We start from the raw sequence: 14,142 nt of genomic DNA on the forward strand, positions 1-14,142 counted from the left end.
GCCGCCGCCCGCGCTCGTGCTGCCGCGCCGCGTGGCCGCCGCCACGCCCGGCCCGGAAGCCGTGACCGCCGCCGCGTCCGCGCTCGCGCTGCTCCAGTCGAAGCTCAAGGGGCCCAGCTGGAGGGTGACGCGGCTGTCACGCAAGGCCCGCCACGCGCTCCGCGCCCTGGGCGGCGTGGACCCCGCGGCGCACCCGGCCCTGGCCGCGCCCTTCGCCGCGCTGATGGCGCACGTGGTGGGGCCCAAGGCGGAAGGACGGCTGCCGGTGCGCCACGCGCTGGGCCTCTTGTCCCAGGTGGACGTGGCCGCCTTCCAGCGCGCGGCGGAGATGTGGAAGGCCGCGCCCGCGGGCTCGGTGCCGCCGGGCGTGGCCGCCGCGCGGACGCTCAACGACCCGGAGCTGGCGCTGCGCGTGACGGCGCTCCTCTCCGAGCGCCCCGACCTGCGCGACGGCTCCGAGGACGCCTGGACGAAGCGCTGGACCGCGCTCAAGCCGCACGTGGAGGCCCACCTGTCCGGCGTGGGCCAGTCGCTGGCCGCCTTCGTGGGCGGCGTGGACGCGGGGGGCGACGCGCACCTGTCCAAGCGGCTCGCCCGGCTGGGAGCGTGACGCCGGACGCCCGCGCGTCACGCCCCTGCCTACGGAGCGCTTCCCGCCGCGCTGCCACCCGAGGCCGCGGCGGGCTTCTGGAGGGTGTCGGCCGTGGGCTCGCGGTCCATCTCCTCCGTGGGGTAGGCCTGCGCCGCGTCCAGGTACTTTTTCGCCTGCACCCGGCGGCGCTCCGCCTTCGACAGCCCCTCCGGGCTCAGCAGCGCGGGCTCCGCGTCTCCGGACTTTTCCACGACGTGGCCGTCGCAGAAGAACCATTCGGTGCGCCCGTCCGGCGACACGCGCGCGAAGAAGAGGTCCGGCTGGCCCACCTTGGAGGGCTTCGGGCACCACGTCTCGCGCGCCTTGGCCTCGCGCTCACCGCCCTGCTCGCGCCACTGCTTCTGCGCCTCGCGCAGCGCCGCGGCTGCTTGGATCCGGGGCCCCAGCTCCATCCGCTCCCGCGTCTCCGTCAAGAGCTCCCCGCCGCGCCGGGCCAGCTCCGGGAACGCGCCCGTGCTCCGGAAGCCGCAGGCCTTCAGCGCCTGGAGGTTGTTCTCGTGCACCTTCAGCACCGGGGGCAGCGTGCGCAGGCCCTCCTCCAGCAGCGCCAGGTGCTTCGCGTGCTCCAGCGCCTTCGGGTCCAGGGCCTGGTCCGTCTCCTTGACGAAGCGGGCCAGCAGGCCGTTCACCGCGGTCAGCTCGTCCTGGAACCAGCGCGGCTCCGCGTCGCAGGGGCTCGCCTTCGCCCCCGTGTAATCCCGATACTCCGCCCGGGACATGCCCAGCGCGTAGTGCTGGACGGGCGGGGCCTGCTTCGCCGCGCAGCCCCCGAACACCGCTCCCAGTCCCAGGAGCGCGATGCTTCGTGCCAGTGTCATCATCCGGCCCATTCTGCCAGCCCTATGAGGACAAACAAACCAGCGGAACGGTCCCTGGACGGGGAGTGGGCAGGGGAGAGGCCGTGAGTGACAGGGTTGTGACAAAAGCACCGGTGGGCTTTCCGGGACCGCGACCCGGGGTACGAGGGGGAGCATGAAGCCCCGGGCTCTCCTCCTCATTGGCATGCTGGCCGCGTTGCTGGGGGTGTTCTACCTGCTGGCGGCCCCGATGGCGCCCCCGCCGGTGACGCCGGAGCCGGAGTCCACCGTGCTGCCGTCGCGGCGGCGGGTGACGGACATCACGTTCCTCTACAGCACGGAGAAGCGCGCGTGGGTGGAGGCGGCGCTCGCGGAGTTCGAGCGGACGCATCCGCGGGTGCGGGTGACGCTGGTGGGGCGGGGCTCGCTGGAGGCGGCGCAGGCCATCCTGGAAGGGCGGGAGAAGCCCACGGTGTGGAGCCCGGCGGACAGCGCGGAGCTGCGCATGCTCGCGGCGGACTGGGCGACGGACGCCTCGCATGGGCCGCTGTTCGCCACGCAGGGAGACGCCGCGCCGCATCCGCTGGTGATTACGCCGCTCGTGTTCGTGGGCTGGCAGGACCGGATGGAGGTGCTGCGCAAGGCGGGTGGGGGCGCGGCCCTGTCGTGGAAGACGCTCCAGCGCGCGGTGGCGAGCGACCGGGGCTGGCCCGTGGTGGGCGGCCCGCCGGAGTGGGGCTTCGTGAAGCTGGGCCATACGGACCCGCGGAAGTCCAACTCCGGTCTACAGGCGCTCCTGTCCGCGACGCTGGAGTACCTGGGCCGGCGCGAGGGCGTGAAGGAAGGGGACCTGCTGGATCCGGGCTATCAGGCCTGGCTCCAGGGACTGGAGCGGGGCGTGACGCGCTTCGAGCCGTCCACGGGCACGTTCATGACGGACCTGGTGCGCTACGGGCCATCCCGCTACGACCTGGCGCTGGTGTACGAGAGCCTGGCCATCGCGCACCTGGACCATGCCCAGGGCCGGTGGGGGGCGCTGCGGGTGGACTATCCGCCGGTGACGCTGTGGAGCGACCATCCGGCGGCGGTGCTCCAGGCGGACTGGGTGACGCCCGAGCAGCGCGAGGCGGCGCTGGAGTGGGTGGCCTTCCTGCGCAGCCCGGAGGTGCAGGCCCGCGCGCTGGCGTTCGGCTTCCGGCCGGCGGATCCCTCCGTGCCGCTGAAGACGCCGGACGCGAACAACCCCTTCACGCGGCTGGCGGCGCACGGCATCCGCGTGGACGTGCCTCCCGCGGCGGACGTGCCGGACGCGTCCGTGCTGCGCACGCTGTTGGACCTGTGGACGCGCATGGGCGTGGGGCGCTGAGGGCCGCACGTCGGGGCCGGAAGGTGGACATTCGGCGGAGGCCAGAATGGCTGGCCCCTGTCGTCCCATGTCACGCTGCCTCGCGATGCGAAGCCTCCGCGCCGTCCTCCTGCTGTCGTGTGCTGTCGCCGCGCTCACGGGCTGCCGGAGCGCGACGCGGACGCCCGAGGCCGAAGCGCCCGTGGTCCCGAATGCGCTGAGACCCGTGGCGTCCTTCGCGCGCATCGAGGACCCGCAGGCGCGCTCCGTGGCGCTCTTCGTGGAGGCGGGGAGGGTGATTGCCCATCCGCGCTGCACGAACTGCCACCCGCCGGACGGGCGGCCCCGGCAGGGCATGCGCCAGCAGGCGCATGTCCCGGCGGTGGTGGGCGGCGAGGAGGGCCACGGCGCGCCCGGCCTGCCCTGCACGGCCTGCCATCAGGCGGCGAACACGCCCACGGTGGGGGCCACCGTGGCGAGCATCCCGGGCAATCCCAAGTGGGCCCTGGCCCCGGTGGAGATGGCGTGGATTGGCCGCTCGCTGGGCGAAATCTGCGAGCAGCTCAAGGACCCGAAGCGCAATGGCGGCAAGGACCTGGCCGCCATCCAACACCACATGGCGGAGGACGTGCTCGTGGGTTGGGGTTGGAATCCGGGCCCCGGACGTGAGCCGGTGCCCGGGACGCAGGCGGAGTTCGGCGCGCTCATCCAGGCCTGGGTGGACACCGGCGCCCACTGCCCGAAGCCCTAACCGCGCAGGGCCTTCAGCCGCTCCGCGGTGATGGGCAGGTCGCGCACGCGCAGGCCCGTGGCGTCGAACACGGCGTTGGCGAGCGCCGCGGCCGAAGGGCCCTGGCTCGCTTCCCCCGCGCCGAGGAATGGTTCCTCCGGCCGGTCGATGAGCTGCACGTCCACGGGCGGTGCTTCGGAGAAGGTGAGGAGGGGATAGCCCTCCCAGTCGCGAGACAGGATGCGCCGCGAGTCGAAGCGCACGGCCTCCTTCAGGCTCCAGCTCAGGGACTGGATGAGCCCGCCTTCCAACTGGTTGGCGAGCCCATCCGGGTTGACCACCTCGCCCGCGTCGGCGGCGAGCACGGCGCGCACCACGCGCGGCACCAGCGTGTCCGGAGGCACGAAGACCTCCATGCACACCGCGCAGTATGCGGCCAGGTTCTTGTACCGGGCGAAGGCGAGCCCGCGTCCATGGTGCGGCCTGCGCTGGAAGCGCTCCCAGCCGAACCGCTCCGTCGCGCGGACGATGACTGCCTTTGCCCGCTCATCTCGGAGCTGCCGGAGCCGGAACGCGGCGGGGTCTACCTTCGCGGCGTGCGCCAGCTCGTCCATGAAGGACTCGATGGAGAAGACGTTCGCATAGGCCCCCAGGCCGCGCATGGACGACACGCGCACGGGCATCGCCGTCACGAAGTGCGTCGTCACGGCCTGACCCGGAAAGGCATACAGCGGGATGGCGTTGCGGTCGGCGGAGTAGTTCGGAGGTCCGCCGTTCCTCGGCGTGGGCTGGGCGAAGGGCTTCGCCAGCGAACGGCCCGCGAGCAGGTTGCCGGGATTGCCCCCGGGCCGCGTCCCATGCGACGTGGACCACAGCGCGTAATCCCAGTCGAGCACGTCCCCGTTCGCGTCCACGCCCGCACGCACCCGGGTCACCATGGCGGAGCCATAGGGCTCGTTCGTGTGTTCGTCCTCGCGCGACCACTGCACGCGCACCGCGCGGCCGGGCAGGGCGCGGGCGAGCAGCGCGGCGTCCGCCGCCACGTCGTCCGCGCCGTTGTGGCCGTAGCAGCCGGAGCCCTCCTGGTGCCGGCAGTGCACCTGCTCCTTCGTCAGCCCCAGCATCCTCGCCACGGCCTCGCCCGTCTCGAAGACGCTCTGGCTGTGGGTGTGCACGGTCATCGTGGAACCGTCCCACTCCGCCACCGCGCAGGACGGACCGATGGACGCATGCATCTGGTACGGCCGGCGGTAGGTGGCCTCCAACGTGCGCGCGGGCGCGACGTCGGTGGGGCGCTCCACGGAGTGGATGACCGTGTCCCGTGTGGGCTGCGCCAGCAACCACGCATGCGGATCCTCGGGGAGGGGTGCGCCGTCCTTCCAGCGCGCGGCGGCGGCCAGCGCGGCGGCGGCCTTCACCGCCTGCCATTCGCGCGAGGCGATGACGCCCAGGAAGCTCCCATCCCGCACCACCTTGAGCACGCCAGTCATCGCGGCCACCGGCGCGGAGTCCACCGCCACCAGGGATGCACCCGGCGAGGGCGCGCGCACCACGCGGCCGTGCACCAGCGAGTCGGAGCGCAGGTCCTGGACGAAGCGCGCTTCTCCCACCACCTTCGCGGGCAGGTCCATCCGGGGAAGGGACCGGCCCACCTGCTTGCGTTGTGCGGCGGGCTTGGGCGCGACGGTGCCGGTGGCCTCGCGCTCGAGGCGCTTTCCTCCCACGAGCTCCCAGTAGGTGATGCGCGCGCGTCCGCCCGTGTCCTGCAGCGTGCCGTCCCGGACGGTGAGCCGCGTCGCCGGGACGCGCAGCTTCTTCGCGGCCATGTCCACCAGCAGCGCGCGCACCTCCGCGGAGGCCTGCCGCACCGCCGCGCCGCCATTGGGAATGGACATGCTCCCGGCCGTGGGGCCTTCAGGAGGACAGACGCGCGTGTCGCCGGACACGACGCGCAGCCGCGACGGCTCAACGTCCAGTTCCTCCGCGCACAGCTGCCCCAGCGCGGTGAGGATGCCCTGGCCCAGCTCCACCTTGCCCGTCATCAACGTGACGACGCCGTCCTCGCCAATGCGGATCCACGCATCCAACCCGGGCGTGCGCGCCAGGTCCTGGGGCAGGCCGTTCTTCTGCCCGGGCGCGGCCCAGGTGACGTCCGGCCCCGCGAGCGCGAAGGCCAGCACCAGCGACCCCTTCAACACCGAGCGGCGGGAGACCGGAGCGCTCATTCCGCCAGCTCCGCCGCCGCGCGCTGGACCGCGCGCACGATGCGGTTGTGCGAGCCACACCGGCACAGGTTCGCATCCAGCGCGGTGCGGATGTCCGCCTCGGTAGGCGAGGGCTTCCGGCGCAGGAGGCCCGCCGCGGAGAGGATCATCCCCGGGATGCAGTACGCGCACTGTCCTGCCTGCTCCGCGAGGAACGCGCGCTGGAGCGCATGCAGCGTGCCGTCCGGAGCGCGCAGGCCCTCCACCGTGGTGACCTCCCGTCCCTGGAGCGACACCGCGGGCACGACGCAGGAGCGCACCGGCACCCCGTCACGCAGCACGGTGCACGCGCCGCACTGGCCCACGCCGCAGCCGTACTTCGCGCCGTTGAGCCGCAGCGTGTCGCGCAGCACGTAGAGAAGGGGGATGTCCTCCTCCTCGTCGATGAAGTGGGATGCTCCGTTGACGTTCAGCGTGAAGGCCATCCGCGGGCTCCTCCGAGGGGGAGGAGAGGCTAGCAGTCCCGCTCAGGCGCTCCGGCAAAGGTGGACATCGAACGTCCGCCTCCCATCACCACCGCGCGGCACCTACCGCACGTGCGCGACGAACTCGGAGACGCGCAGGGCCCAGGCCTCCGCGGAGTCCAGCTCCGAGCGTGCGTCGGCGTAGCGGTCGAACGACGCCTCCGAACCGTCCCGCGCGAAGAGGGCCGCGTTGAAGTCCTTCTGCGCCGTGGTGAGCCACTGGCTCGCGCGCATGCGCAGCCAGTTCGCCACCTGCGGGGTGGGCTCCACCTGGTTCAGATCCAGCGAGGTGGGGTGCAGCTCCACCATTTCTCCATCCTTCTCAGACTCTGGCATCACGTTCATGGACCGGATGGTTGCCATGGCCCCCAGGCTGAGCACCCGACCCGGATGGACGAGACAAACGTCGGTAGTGAGCAGTTGGCGACGCTGAAATCTTCGCTGGAGGACGGAACGCCCGACTGGCGGGCTGCGTCAGATGACGCCGTCCCACCCGGTGTCATGGCGACGGAAGGCGTCGCGGATGGCCTGAACGGTGGGCTCGGGGAGGGGACCCTGCTCCAGGGTGCGTGCGTTGGCGCGCAGGTTGTCCAGCCGCGTGGTGCCCACGATGCAGGTGGCCACGCCCGGGGCGAACGCGGTGAAGCGCAGCGCCAGCTCGGGCCAGTCCAGGCCATCCGTCTGGAGGGCCATGCGCTGCATCCGTTCCCAGTACTCGCCCACGTCGTGCGCGTAGGGGCGCCCGGGGAAGCGCCACGGCGCGTTGGCCAGGGGCCGCTTGGCGATGACGCCCACGCCGCGCTCCTGGGCCTTCGCCACGCCATGGTCCAGCGAGCGCTGGTCGAAGAGGTTCACGGACGTCTGCACCACGGCGAACGCGCCCGTCTCCAGCGCGGCGTCCAGCCCGGCGTTGTCGCCCGAGTACGCGGCGGCGCGCACCTTGCCCGCCTCCACCGCGCGGGTGAGCGCTTCGATGAGCCCCGGGCGGTGGAGCACGTCCGGAGGACACGAGTGGAAGTGCAGCACGTCCAGCACGTCGGTGCGCAGGCGCTGGAGGGCCAGGTCCACGCCGCGCGTGATGCACTCGGGCGTCCAGTCCTCCACGCCGGGCACGCCGTAGCCGCACTTGGTGGACAGCACGAACTCACGGCGGCGCGCACCGAGGAACCGGCCGATGCGCTCCTCGGACACGCCGTAGCTGGGCGCGGTGTCGATGAGCGTGATGCCCGCGTCCAGCACGCCGTGGAGGAGCGCCTCCGCGTCCGCGTCGCTCAGCGCTTCACTGCCCACGGGCCCGGCGCCAAAGCCGAGCGCGGACACGGTGAGGCCACTCTTCCCCAGGGGACGTTGAATCATCGGGTGGGGCCCTCTCCACGCGCGGCCAGGTCGATGAAACCGCGGATCCAGATGAGGTTCACGGCGTCGCAAGCCTCCTGCGACGTGGGCGTGGTGGTCTCCAGCGCGGCGGTGTACGGCACGCCCTGGCGCATGTACCAGTCGGTGACGCTGCCGTCGTGGAAGACGATGAGGCCGTGCTCGTCGGCGTAGGCGTTGTCATCCACCTTGCGGCTCTTCACCACGGTGGCATGCGCGGCGGCGGCCTCTTGCAGCGGGCGATAGGCGGCCTTGTCCCCGAAGACGTAGGCGTACGTGGCGACGCCGCCCAGGTAGTTGTCCTGGTGGATGTCGAGCGCGGCGTCCGGGGCGGGGAAGCGCGCCAGGTCCGTGCGCACCGCGCGCGTCTCCTTGGGGCCGCCGTCGTAGAGGGCCCAGCGGAGGATGGGCGGGTCGCCCACGAGCTCGCCGCGCCACTCGCCGGGGGCGATCTCGTAGCGCATGAAGTCGTTGTTGGGCTTCTCGCCGCTGCGGTTGTAGCGGGTGCCGTCCTCGAAGCCGGAGGGGTTGATGCACGGGTAGACGCGCAGGCCCACGCCCTTGGACTTCGCGTACGCGACGATGTCCGGCAGGTGCTTCGCGAGCGTCAGCGGACCGGCGGGTTCCTCCCCATGGAAGCCGGACGTGATGACGAGCCATCGGTCGCCCGGGACGATGAGGCGGAAGAGGGGATAGTCGCGCCCCCCTTCGTGTACCTGGCCGTATTCGGAGAGTTCTCCCAGGGATGCGCGGGAGCGGATGCGTCGAGCGTAGTCGGTGTAATCCACCGTCCGACCATAACCGCGTGCGTCATTCCTGCCCACGAAGGTTCAGGCTGAAACACGGAATGTGTCATGCCGAGCGCACCCAGGGCGGCCCCCTCCGGGGGGCTACTTCGCGGCGGTGTGCTCGCGGAAGTCGCTGGCGAGCGCCTGGCGCTGGGCGGGAGTGAGCGTGCGGTGGACTTCGAGCACGGCATCCACCGCCTTGTGGGCGAAGGCGCGAGCGGCGTCGATGCGCGCGTCCACCAGGGAGTGGAGCTTCGCGGCGTCGGGCGCGTCGGACGTCAGCTGGGTGACGGCCTCGGCGCGTGCGGCCTGCTGGCCCTCCATGAGGGACTGGCCTTCGTTGAGGAGGCGGTCCTTCACGGCTTGGATGGAGGAGCGCTGCGCTTCGGTGGCGTTGAGGTCATCCAGCTTGTCGTCCAGCTTCCAGGTGACCATCTGGTTGATGCGCGCCGGGTCGGGCGTGCCGCGGTGATGGCGGCCCCAGCCGAAACCGGTGAGCAGGGTGACGGCGACGACGGCGGTACCGGCGATGACGAGCGTCTTCTTCATGGCGTGTGGCTCCAGGAGTGGGGTGTCGTTTCCCGCTGCTTGACTGGAGCCAATATGGAAGCCGCCGGTTGCGGTGATTTGAGCGCGCGGTGAAGAAGTGTGAAGGCCGCTCAGCGTCCGTCCCAGAGGGCCATGTCGCCGTATTCCCAGTCCCAGGGCACCCCGGCCTCGCCCAACACGAAGCGAACGAGGTGGGGGTAGGCGGGCTCTGCCCGGACGTCGTTGCTCAGGATGAGCACGCAGCGCCGTCCCCGCGGCAGGCACACGAGGGTGTTGCCGGTGCTGTCGTTGTGCCCGTTCTTGAAGAACCCGCGTCCCTGCGGGCCGTCGAACACCACCACGCCCAGGCCCGCCGCCAGGTCCTTGCGCCGCGACTCCGGAGGCAGTTCGTCCTGGAGGGTGGGGAACTGGCTCCGGGTGGTGATGGGCAGCTGCGGAGAGGTCATCCGGGCGAAGGTTTCTGATGACAGGCCCTCGCCGTTCACCAGCGCTGCGGCGAAGCGCGCCAGGTCATCGAGCGTGGTGTCCATGGAGCCCGCCGCGCGCACCCTGCTGCGTTCGTCGTGCGGCTCCACGCTGCCGTCGAGCTTCCAGCCGTCGGCCAGGTTCTGCGCGAAGTCCGGCCGCCACATCATGCTGGTCGTGCGCATGCCGAAGCGGTCGAACACGCGCCGTTGCATCTCCGCGCCCACGTCCAGCCCGAGCCCGCGTTCGAGCACGAACTGCATCAGGATGATGCCGTCGCCTGAGTAGGCAAAGCGGCTGCCCGGAGCGAAATGGATGCGCAGCCTTTCGTCAGGTTCGAGGAACCCGAAGTTGGCGAAGCCCGCGCTGTGGGTCAGCAGCACGCGAGGCGTGATGTCCCGCCAGCGTTCGTCGCCGGCCAGATGGGACCAGGTCGAATAGCGGTCCTCGTCCGGGTATCCAGGCAGCGGCTTGTCCAGGTACTTCGAGATGGACGTGTCCAGGTCGATGCGCTTCTCGTCCGCCAGTTGCATCACGACGTAGGCGAAGACCGTCTTGGTGATGGACGCGCCATACATCACCGTGTCCGTGCGCAGCGGTTCACCCTTCGCATCGCGGGAGCCATAGGCCCGGGTCGCGACGACACGGCCGTTGTCGATGACCGCGATGGCCAGCCCCTTCGCGCCGGTCGCGGACATCGCGCGAGCCGCCTCCGCATCCAGCGCGGCGACGTCGGGGACAGGCGGCGACTCACGAACCGCCGACGTCGTGGCACAGCCGCTGGCAAGCAACACACACAGGCTCCAGGCGCGCAGCCTCTTCATGCAATGGGCTCCCATCCGCGAGACATGAAGCAGACCCTGGCGTCCGTACAACGAGTGCGGCCACGGCCGATTGCTCCATGCGGCGGATTCACGGTGTGGCTTGCATGGGCGGTACCCTCGAAGTGATTGCGCGCTGGCATGCTCCGGGCGGGCCTTGACCCCAGCAGCTCGCTTGATTGAAAGGACGTGGCCATGATGCGTCTTCGAGCTTGCATCGCACTTCTGCTCGTTCTCTCGGCCTGCGCTACGTCGGCACCGGGCCGAAATGAGCGAACGGTGCGGAACCCGAGGCTCGTCAACCTCCAGCGAGCGGCGAAGCTGCCCTGGACTGACGGGGGACAGTGCGTCGTCCGTGAGGCTTCCCAGCCTTGGCCCGCGTTGGTGGAGAAGTGCTATCGGACCCTCGACCATGACCGGCTCGAGTTCCACGACACCACGGGAAGATGCTCAATCGCTTCAGCGGATGCCGCAGCCGTGGGAATCGGATTCTGCGTGCTGGCGGCTCCTGAGATTGCCGTGGGGGCCGTGATCGTGCTTGGCGTGGTGGTGGTCGGCGCCGCCATCAAGGACGCGCTGGATGCATACGAATTCCGCCACGCCTACCCCGAGGAAGCAGGCACCTCACGAGGAACGAAGGTGGCATCCCGGGATGCGGAAGCGCAACGCGAGCCCAAGCTGAAGCCCAAACCCGCGGGGCAAGACTGGCAGCCGCCAGTGCCGCCTAGTCCCGTGGACCGGACGGGACGCGCCAGTTGCGAACCTGTCCCCGTTCCCCACGCGGGTGAGGACGATCCGCATAATGAATGTGCCGACACGTTCCCACCCAACCGCTATCCCGGGATGGATGTGCTTGTTGGCGGTGTGCGCTTCGATGCGTTGCAGGTCGGCGCTCGCAAGCTGTGGGAGATCAAGACCCATCAATTCGACACGTACAGTGCTTTCCTCCGACGTCAGGTGATCAGCGAACAGGTAACCAGGATGCGGGAAGAGAAGGACATTGCGGAGTCTTGTGGATATGGCTTCGTCGTTGGCGTGAGCAGTGCCGCGCACAAGACAGCGCTGGAGCGCGCGGCGCCCGAACTGGACATCGTGGTCACGGGGTGCAAGCGATGACCACCCAAAGCACCCTCGACGTCATTGTCTACGCGCCCGCTCTCGCCGGTAAGGATGCTCGCACACTCGCTGTCGTCCACGGGATGGAACGTGTGCTCCCCGGAGTGCGCTTGGAATGGAGAGTTGCCGATGACGGGCGCCTCATTGCATTGCCACAGCGCGACGCGTGGCTCATAGAAGGGACGAAGGACGGGAGATTCCCTCTGGTGTGCAACGGTGATGAGCGCTACCCGGTTACGATTTTTGGGTCGCGGATTCCCGCGCGCCAATCACCGGGCGGGCAGCCGTTGCTCGACGTCCATGCAGAGCTGCCACTGGACGAGGCCGTCATCGCGGCAGCAGCGGATGTGCTTGGAGACGTGGCAGACGGGGCCCACGCGTTTTGGGGGCATGCGACGCCATCGGGTGCAGGCGTCGAGATCGCACGGCAAACACGTGATCCGGCCCGCAAACCAGGGGGTCCGCCCCGGGGGCTGCCAGCACTCAAGCTGCCAGAGAAGATCCGCGCGCCTGAGATTCCGCATCGCCTCGGGTGGTTGAACTACTGGTCTGCCCCGGCCGCGCAGGCCATCGGGTTCCCGGACCCGACCCGTGACGCCGAGCTGCTTTCACGGGCACGGCGTACGGCGACGGGCGGATGGGTCGTGCAGCTCACTGACGCACCGCTCGACCTGGACAACCCCGCCCACCTGGACGCGCTCCTGCGGGCCTATGAGCGGTTCCCGGAGATCGGCGGGCGTGCGGCGCCTTGAGAAGGTCACTCAATGGATGGCGGCTCGGGCTCCAGGAGGTGCGGGGGCTCTGACTGCCCTTCGTCTCGGAGCCTGAGCGCGCGGTCGATGCGCGCGGCGGCGCTGATGAGGCCGAGGTGGCTGAAGGCCTGTGGGAAGTTTCCCAACTGCTCGCGCGTCAGCGGGTGGATCTCCTCCGCCAGCAGTCCCAGGTGGTTCGACGCCTCCGCGTGCGCGACAAAGACGTCCTCGGCCTCCTGGATGCGATTGGCCAACGCCAGCGCCTCCGCCAGCCAGAAGCCGCAGAGGATGAAGCCTCCCTCCGGCCCCTCTATCCCGTCACCCATCCGGTACCGGCGCAAGAACGGGCCCGCGCCCAGCTCCGCGCGCAGCCAGTCGAGCGTCCTCAGGATGAACGGATCCGTCCCCCGGAAGCAGCCCACGATGGGCAGCTGGAGCAGCGCGGCGTCTGGCTCGTTCCCTCCGTAGACTCCGACGAAGTGCTTGCGCGCCGGATCCACGCCGTTGCGCAGGATGTCCGCCCGGATGACGTCCGCCAGGGCGGCACTGGACTGCTCCAGCGCAGTCTCCCCGAAGAGCCGTGCCAGGTGCTGCCCCCGGCGCAGGGCCAGCCACCCCATGAGCTTCGAGTGGACGTTGTGCCGCATCTCCCGGCGCGGCTCCCAGATGCCGTGGTCGGGCTCGCTCCAGCGGCGGGCGGTGGTCTGGATGACCGAACGGAGCAGCCTCCAGGTGCGCAGCGGCAGCCGCCCGCCGGAGCGCTCGTAGAGGTACGCCGCGTCGAGCAGCGCGCCCGCGGTGTCGAACTGGAATTGGTCCCTCGCGCCGTTCCCCAGCCGCACCGGCCGCGAGCCCTGGAATCCACCCAGGTGGTCCAGCTCATGCTCCGGCGGCACGGAGGCACCGTCCAGCGTGTACATCACCTGAAGCGTGTCACCGCGCTGCAGCGTGTCGCGCATGAAGTAGAAGAACTCGCGCGACTCACTCTGGAAGCCGAGGAGGTTGGTGGCGCGCACCGCCATCGCGGAGTCGCGGACCCAGCTGAAGCGGTAGTCCCAGTTGCGAGGCCCTCCAATCCATTCAGGGAGCGAGGTGGTGGGCGCGGCCACCATCGCGCCCGTGGGGCCGTACATCAGCAGCTTCAGCGCCAGCGCGGAGCGCAGCACGTGGTGCCGCCACGGCCCTTCGTAGTGGAGCTGTTGCGCCCACTCGCGCCAGGCCTGGCGCGTATCCCGCAAGTGGTCGAAGGGCCGGTACGCGGCCAGCGGCTCCGGCCGGTCGGAATCCCACGACAGGATCATCCAGCGCCGCTCGCCCGGCCCCATCCGGATGCGCGTCTGGAGGCCCGTGTCTCCCCGGCAGGGCGGGCCGCGCAGCGACACGCAGGGCCGCCACTCCGCCTCCCCGCTGAGCACGGCGACCAGCCGCTCCCCTCCCGACCCGCGGGCGACCAGGCCGTGCTCCTCCCGCTCCACCCGCGTCCGCGATGCCCCGTAACCGAAGCGCGGGTCGAAGACGATGTTCAGCTCCACCGGGCCTTCCAGGCACTCGATGCGCCGGTGCACCTCGTGAACGTTGGAGCGCGGGTCGTTGGTCCACGGCATGTAGTCGATGATGCGGATGGCCCCCTTGCGCTCGAAGCGGAACAGCGTCTCCAGGACGTTGGTGTCCGGGTCGTAACGCTGCAGGCTCTCGAAGGGCCACACGACGGGGGTGATGCCGGTGATGCCACCCTTCTCGTCATCGAGGATGCCCGCGAAGACGCTCGGGCTGTCGAAGCGCGGGAAGCAGAGCCAGTCGATGACACCGTCCGGCCGGACGAGCGCGCAGGAGCTTCCATCGCCAATCACCCCGCGGCCCGCCAGGGGGACCTCCCGGTAGGACGCCGGGTTGGTGAACCGGAAGGGGCGGGCCATCCGCCTGGCGGCGCTGTAGAGGTCCATGAGCAGGCGTGTCGCGGGGCAGGAGCGCGACCTCCCGCCCTCAAAGTAGCGACCCTCGCGAGACGGCCCCACCCGGCAACCC

Annotated in this window: 14 protein-coding genes; 5 read left to right on the plus strand and 9 right to left on the minus strand. The window is 70.6% G+C overall.

Translation table 11 applies throughout. The features are described 5' to 3' along the window. Nucleotides 1-610 (plus strand): molybdenum metabolism regulator (locus tag D7V80_RS35680; RefSeq protein ID WP_120592341.1); only part of this gene is annotated, 610 nt, incomplete at its 5' end. Nucleotides 611-639: 29 nt separating this feature from the next. On the opposite strand, the gene D7V80_RS35685 is transcribed toward D7V80_RS35680, so the two are convergent. Next, nucleotides 640-1,473, minus strand: coding sequence for a hypothetical protein (locus D7V80_RS35685; RefSeq protein WP_233585969.1), 834 nt, complete (start codon nt 1,471-1,473; stop codon nt 640-642). 151 nt (nt 1,474-1,624) lie between these two features. Between D7V80_RS35685 and D7V80_RS35690 the strand changes: the two genes are divergently transcribed. Further along, nucleotides 1,625-2,815 carry a substrate-binding domain-containing protein gene (locus tag D7V80_RS35690; protein WP_120592343.1) on the plus strand — a complete coding sequence of 397 codons (1,191 nt, stop codon included), beginning with the start codon at nt 1,625-1,627 and terminating at the stop codon, nt 2,813-2,815. Between the two features lie 85 nt (nt 2,816-2,900). Further along, nucleotides 2,901-3,545, plus strand: a complete 645-nt coding sequence (locus D7V80_RS35695) for an Isoquinoline 1-oxidoreductase subunit (RefSeq protein ID WP_120592352.1) — start codon at nt 2,901-2,903, stop codon at nt 3,543-3,545. Here the strand turns inward: D7V80_RS35695 and D7V80_RS35700 are convergent. The 7 genes from D7V80_RS35700 to D7V80_RS35730 all read right to left on the minus strand — a co-directional run bounded on the left by D7V80_RS35700 (nt 3,542) and on the right by D7V80_RS35730 (nt 10,252). Next, nucleotides 3,542-5,749, minus strand: coding sequence for a molybdopterin cofactor-binding domain-containing protein (locus D7V80_RS35700; protein ID WP_120592344.1), 2,208 nt, complete (start codon nt 5,747-5,749; stop codon nt 3,542-3,544). The genes D7V80_RS35695 and D7V80_RS35700 overlap by 4 nt on opposite strands. Further along, a complete protein-coding gene (locus D7V80_RS35705; protein WP_120592345.1) occupies nt 5,746-6,213 on the minus strand; it encodes a (2Fe-2S)-binding protein in 468 nt (155 codons plus the stop codon). The genes D7V80_RS35700 and D7V80_RS35705 overlap by 4 nt, the downstream gene beginning before the upstream one ends. Nucleotides 6,214-6,315: 102 nt before the next feature. Beyond that, nucleotides 6,316-6,561, minus strand: a complete 246-nt coding sequence (locus D7V80_RS35710) for a FruA-associating protein, FapA (protein WP_120592346.1) — start codon at nt 6,559-6,561, stop codon at nt 6,316-6,318. Between the two features lie 165 nt (nt 6,562-6,726). Beyond that, complete coding sequence (locus D7V80_RS35715; RefSeq protein ID WP_120592347.1) at nt 6,727-7,608, minus strand: aldo/keto reductase; 882 nt, start codon at nt 7,606-7,608, stop codon at nt 6,727-6,729. After that, on the minus strand, nt 7,605-8,414 hold the full coding sequence (locus tag D7V80_RS35720; RefSeq protein WP_120592348.1) for a hypothetical protein: 810 nt from the start codon (nt 8,412-8,414) through the stop codon (nt 7,605-7,607). Before D7V80_RS35720 ends, D7V80_RS35715 begins: the two co-directional genes overlap by 4 nt. Nucleotides 8,415-8,516: 102 nt before the next feature. After that, nucleotides 8,517-8,963 (minus strand): Spy/CpxP family protein refolding chaperone, encoded by a 447-nt coding sequence (locus D7V80_RS35725; RefSeq protein WP_120592349.1) that lies wholly within the window; start codon nt 8,961-8,963, stop codon nt 8,517-8,519. A 110-nt stretch (nt 8,964-9,073) separates the two neighbouring features. Next, complete coding sequence (locus D7V80_RS35730) at nt 9,074-10,252, minus strand: serine hydrolase (protein ID WP_199738939.1); 1,179 nt, start codon at nt 10,250-10,252, stop codon at nt 9,074-9,076. A 474-nt stretch (nt 10,253-10,726) separates the two neighbouring features. On the opposite strand from D7V80_RS35730, the gene D7V80_RS35735 reads away from it, so the two are divergent. Together D7V80_RS35735 and D7V80_RS35740 are read left to right on the plus strand one after the other, a co-directional pair. Continuing rightward, entirely contained in the window at nt 10,727-11,365 is a 639-nt protein-coding gene (locus D7V80_RS35735; protein WP_370452593.1) for a DUF6310 domain-containing protein, read from the plus strand. After that, complete coding sequence (locus tag D7V80_RS35740) at nt 11,362-12,117, plus strand: DUF5953 family protein (RefSeq protein WP_120592350.1); 756 nt, start codon at nt 11,362-11,364, stop codon at nt 12,115-12,117. Before D7V80_RS35735 ends, D7V80_RS35740 begins: the two co-directional genes overlap by 4 nt. A 5-nt stretch (nt 12,118-12,122) precedes the next feature. On the opposite strand, the gene D7V80_RS35745 is transcribed toward D7V80_RS35740, so the two are convergent. After that, nucleotides 12,123-14,142: glycoside hydrolase family 15 protein (locus D7V80_RS35745; RefSeq protein ID WP_233585971.1), on the minus strand; the 2,020-nt coding region annotated here is incomplete at its 5' end.

Source organism: Corallococcus sp. CA054B, from assembly GCF_003611625.1.
Classification (GTDB): domain Bacteria; phylum Myxococcota; class Myxococcia; order Myxococcales; family Myxococcaceae; genus Corallococcus; species Corallococcus coralloides.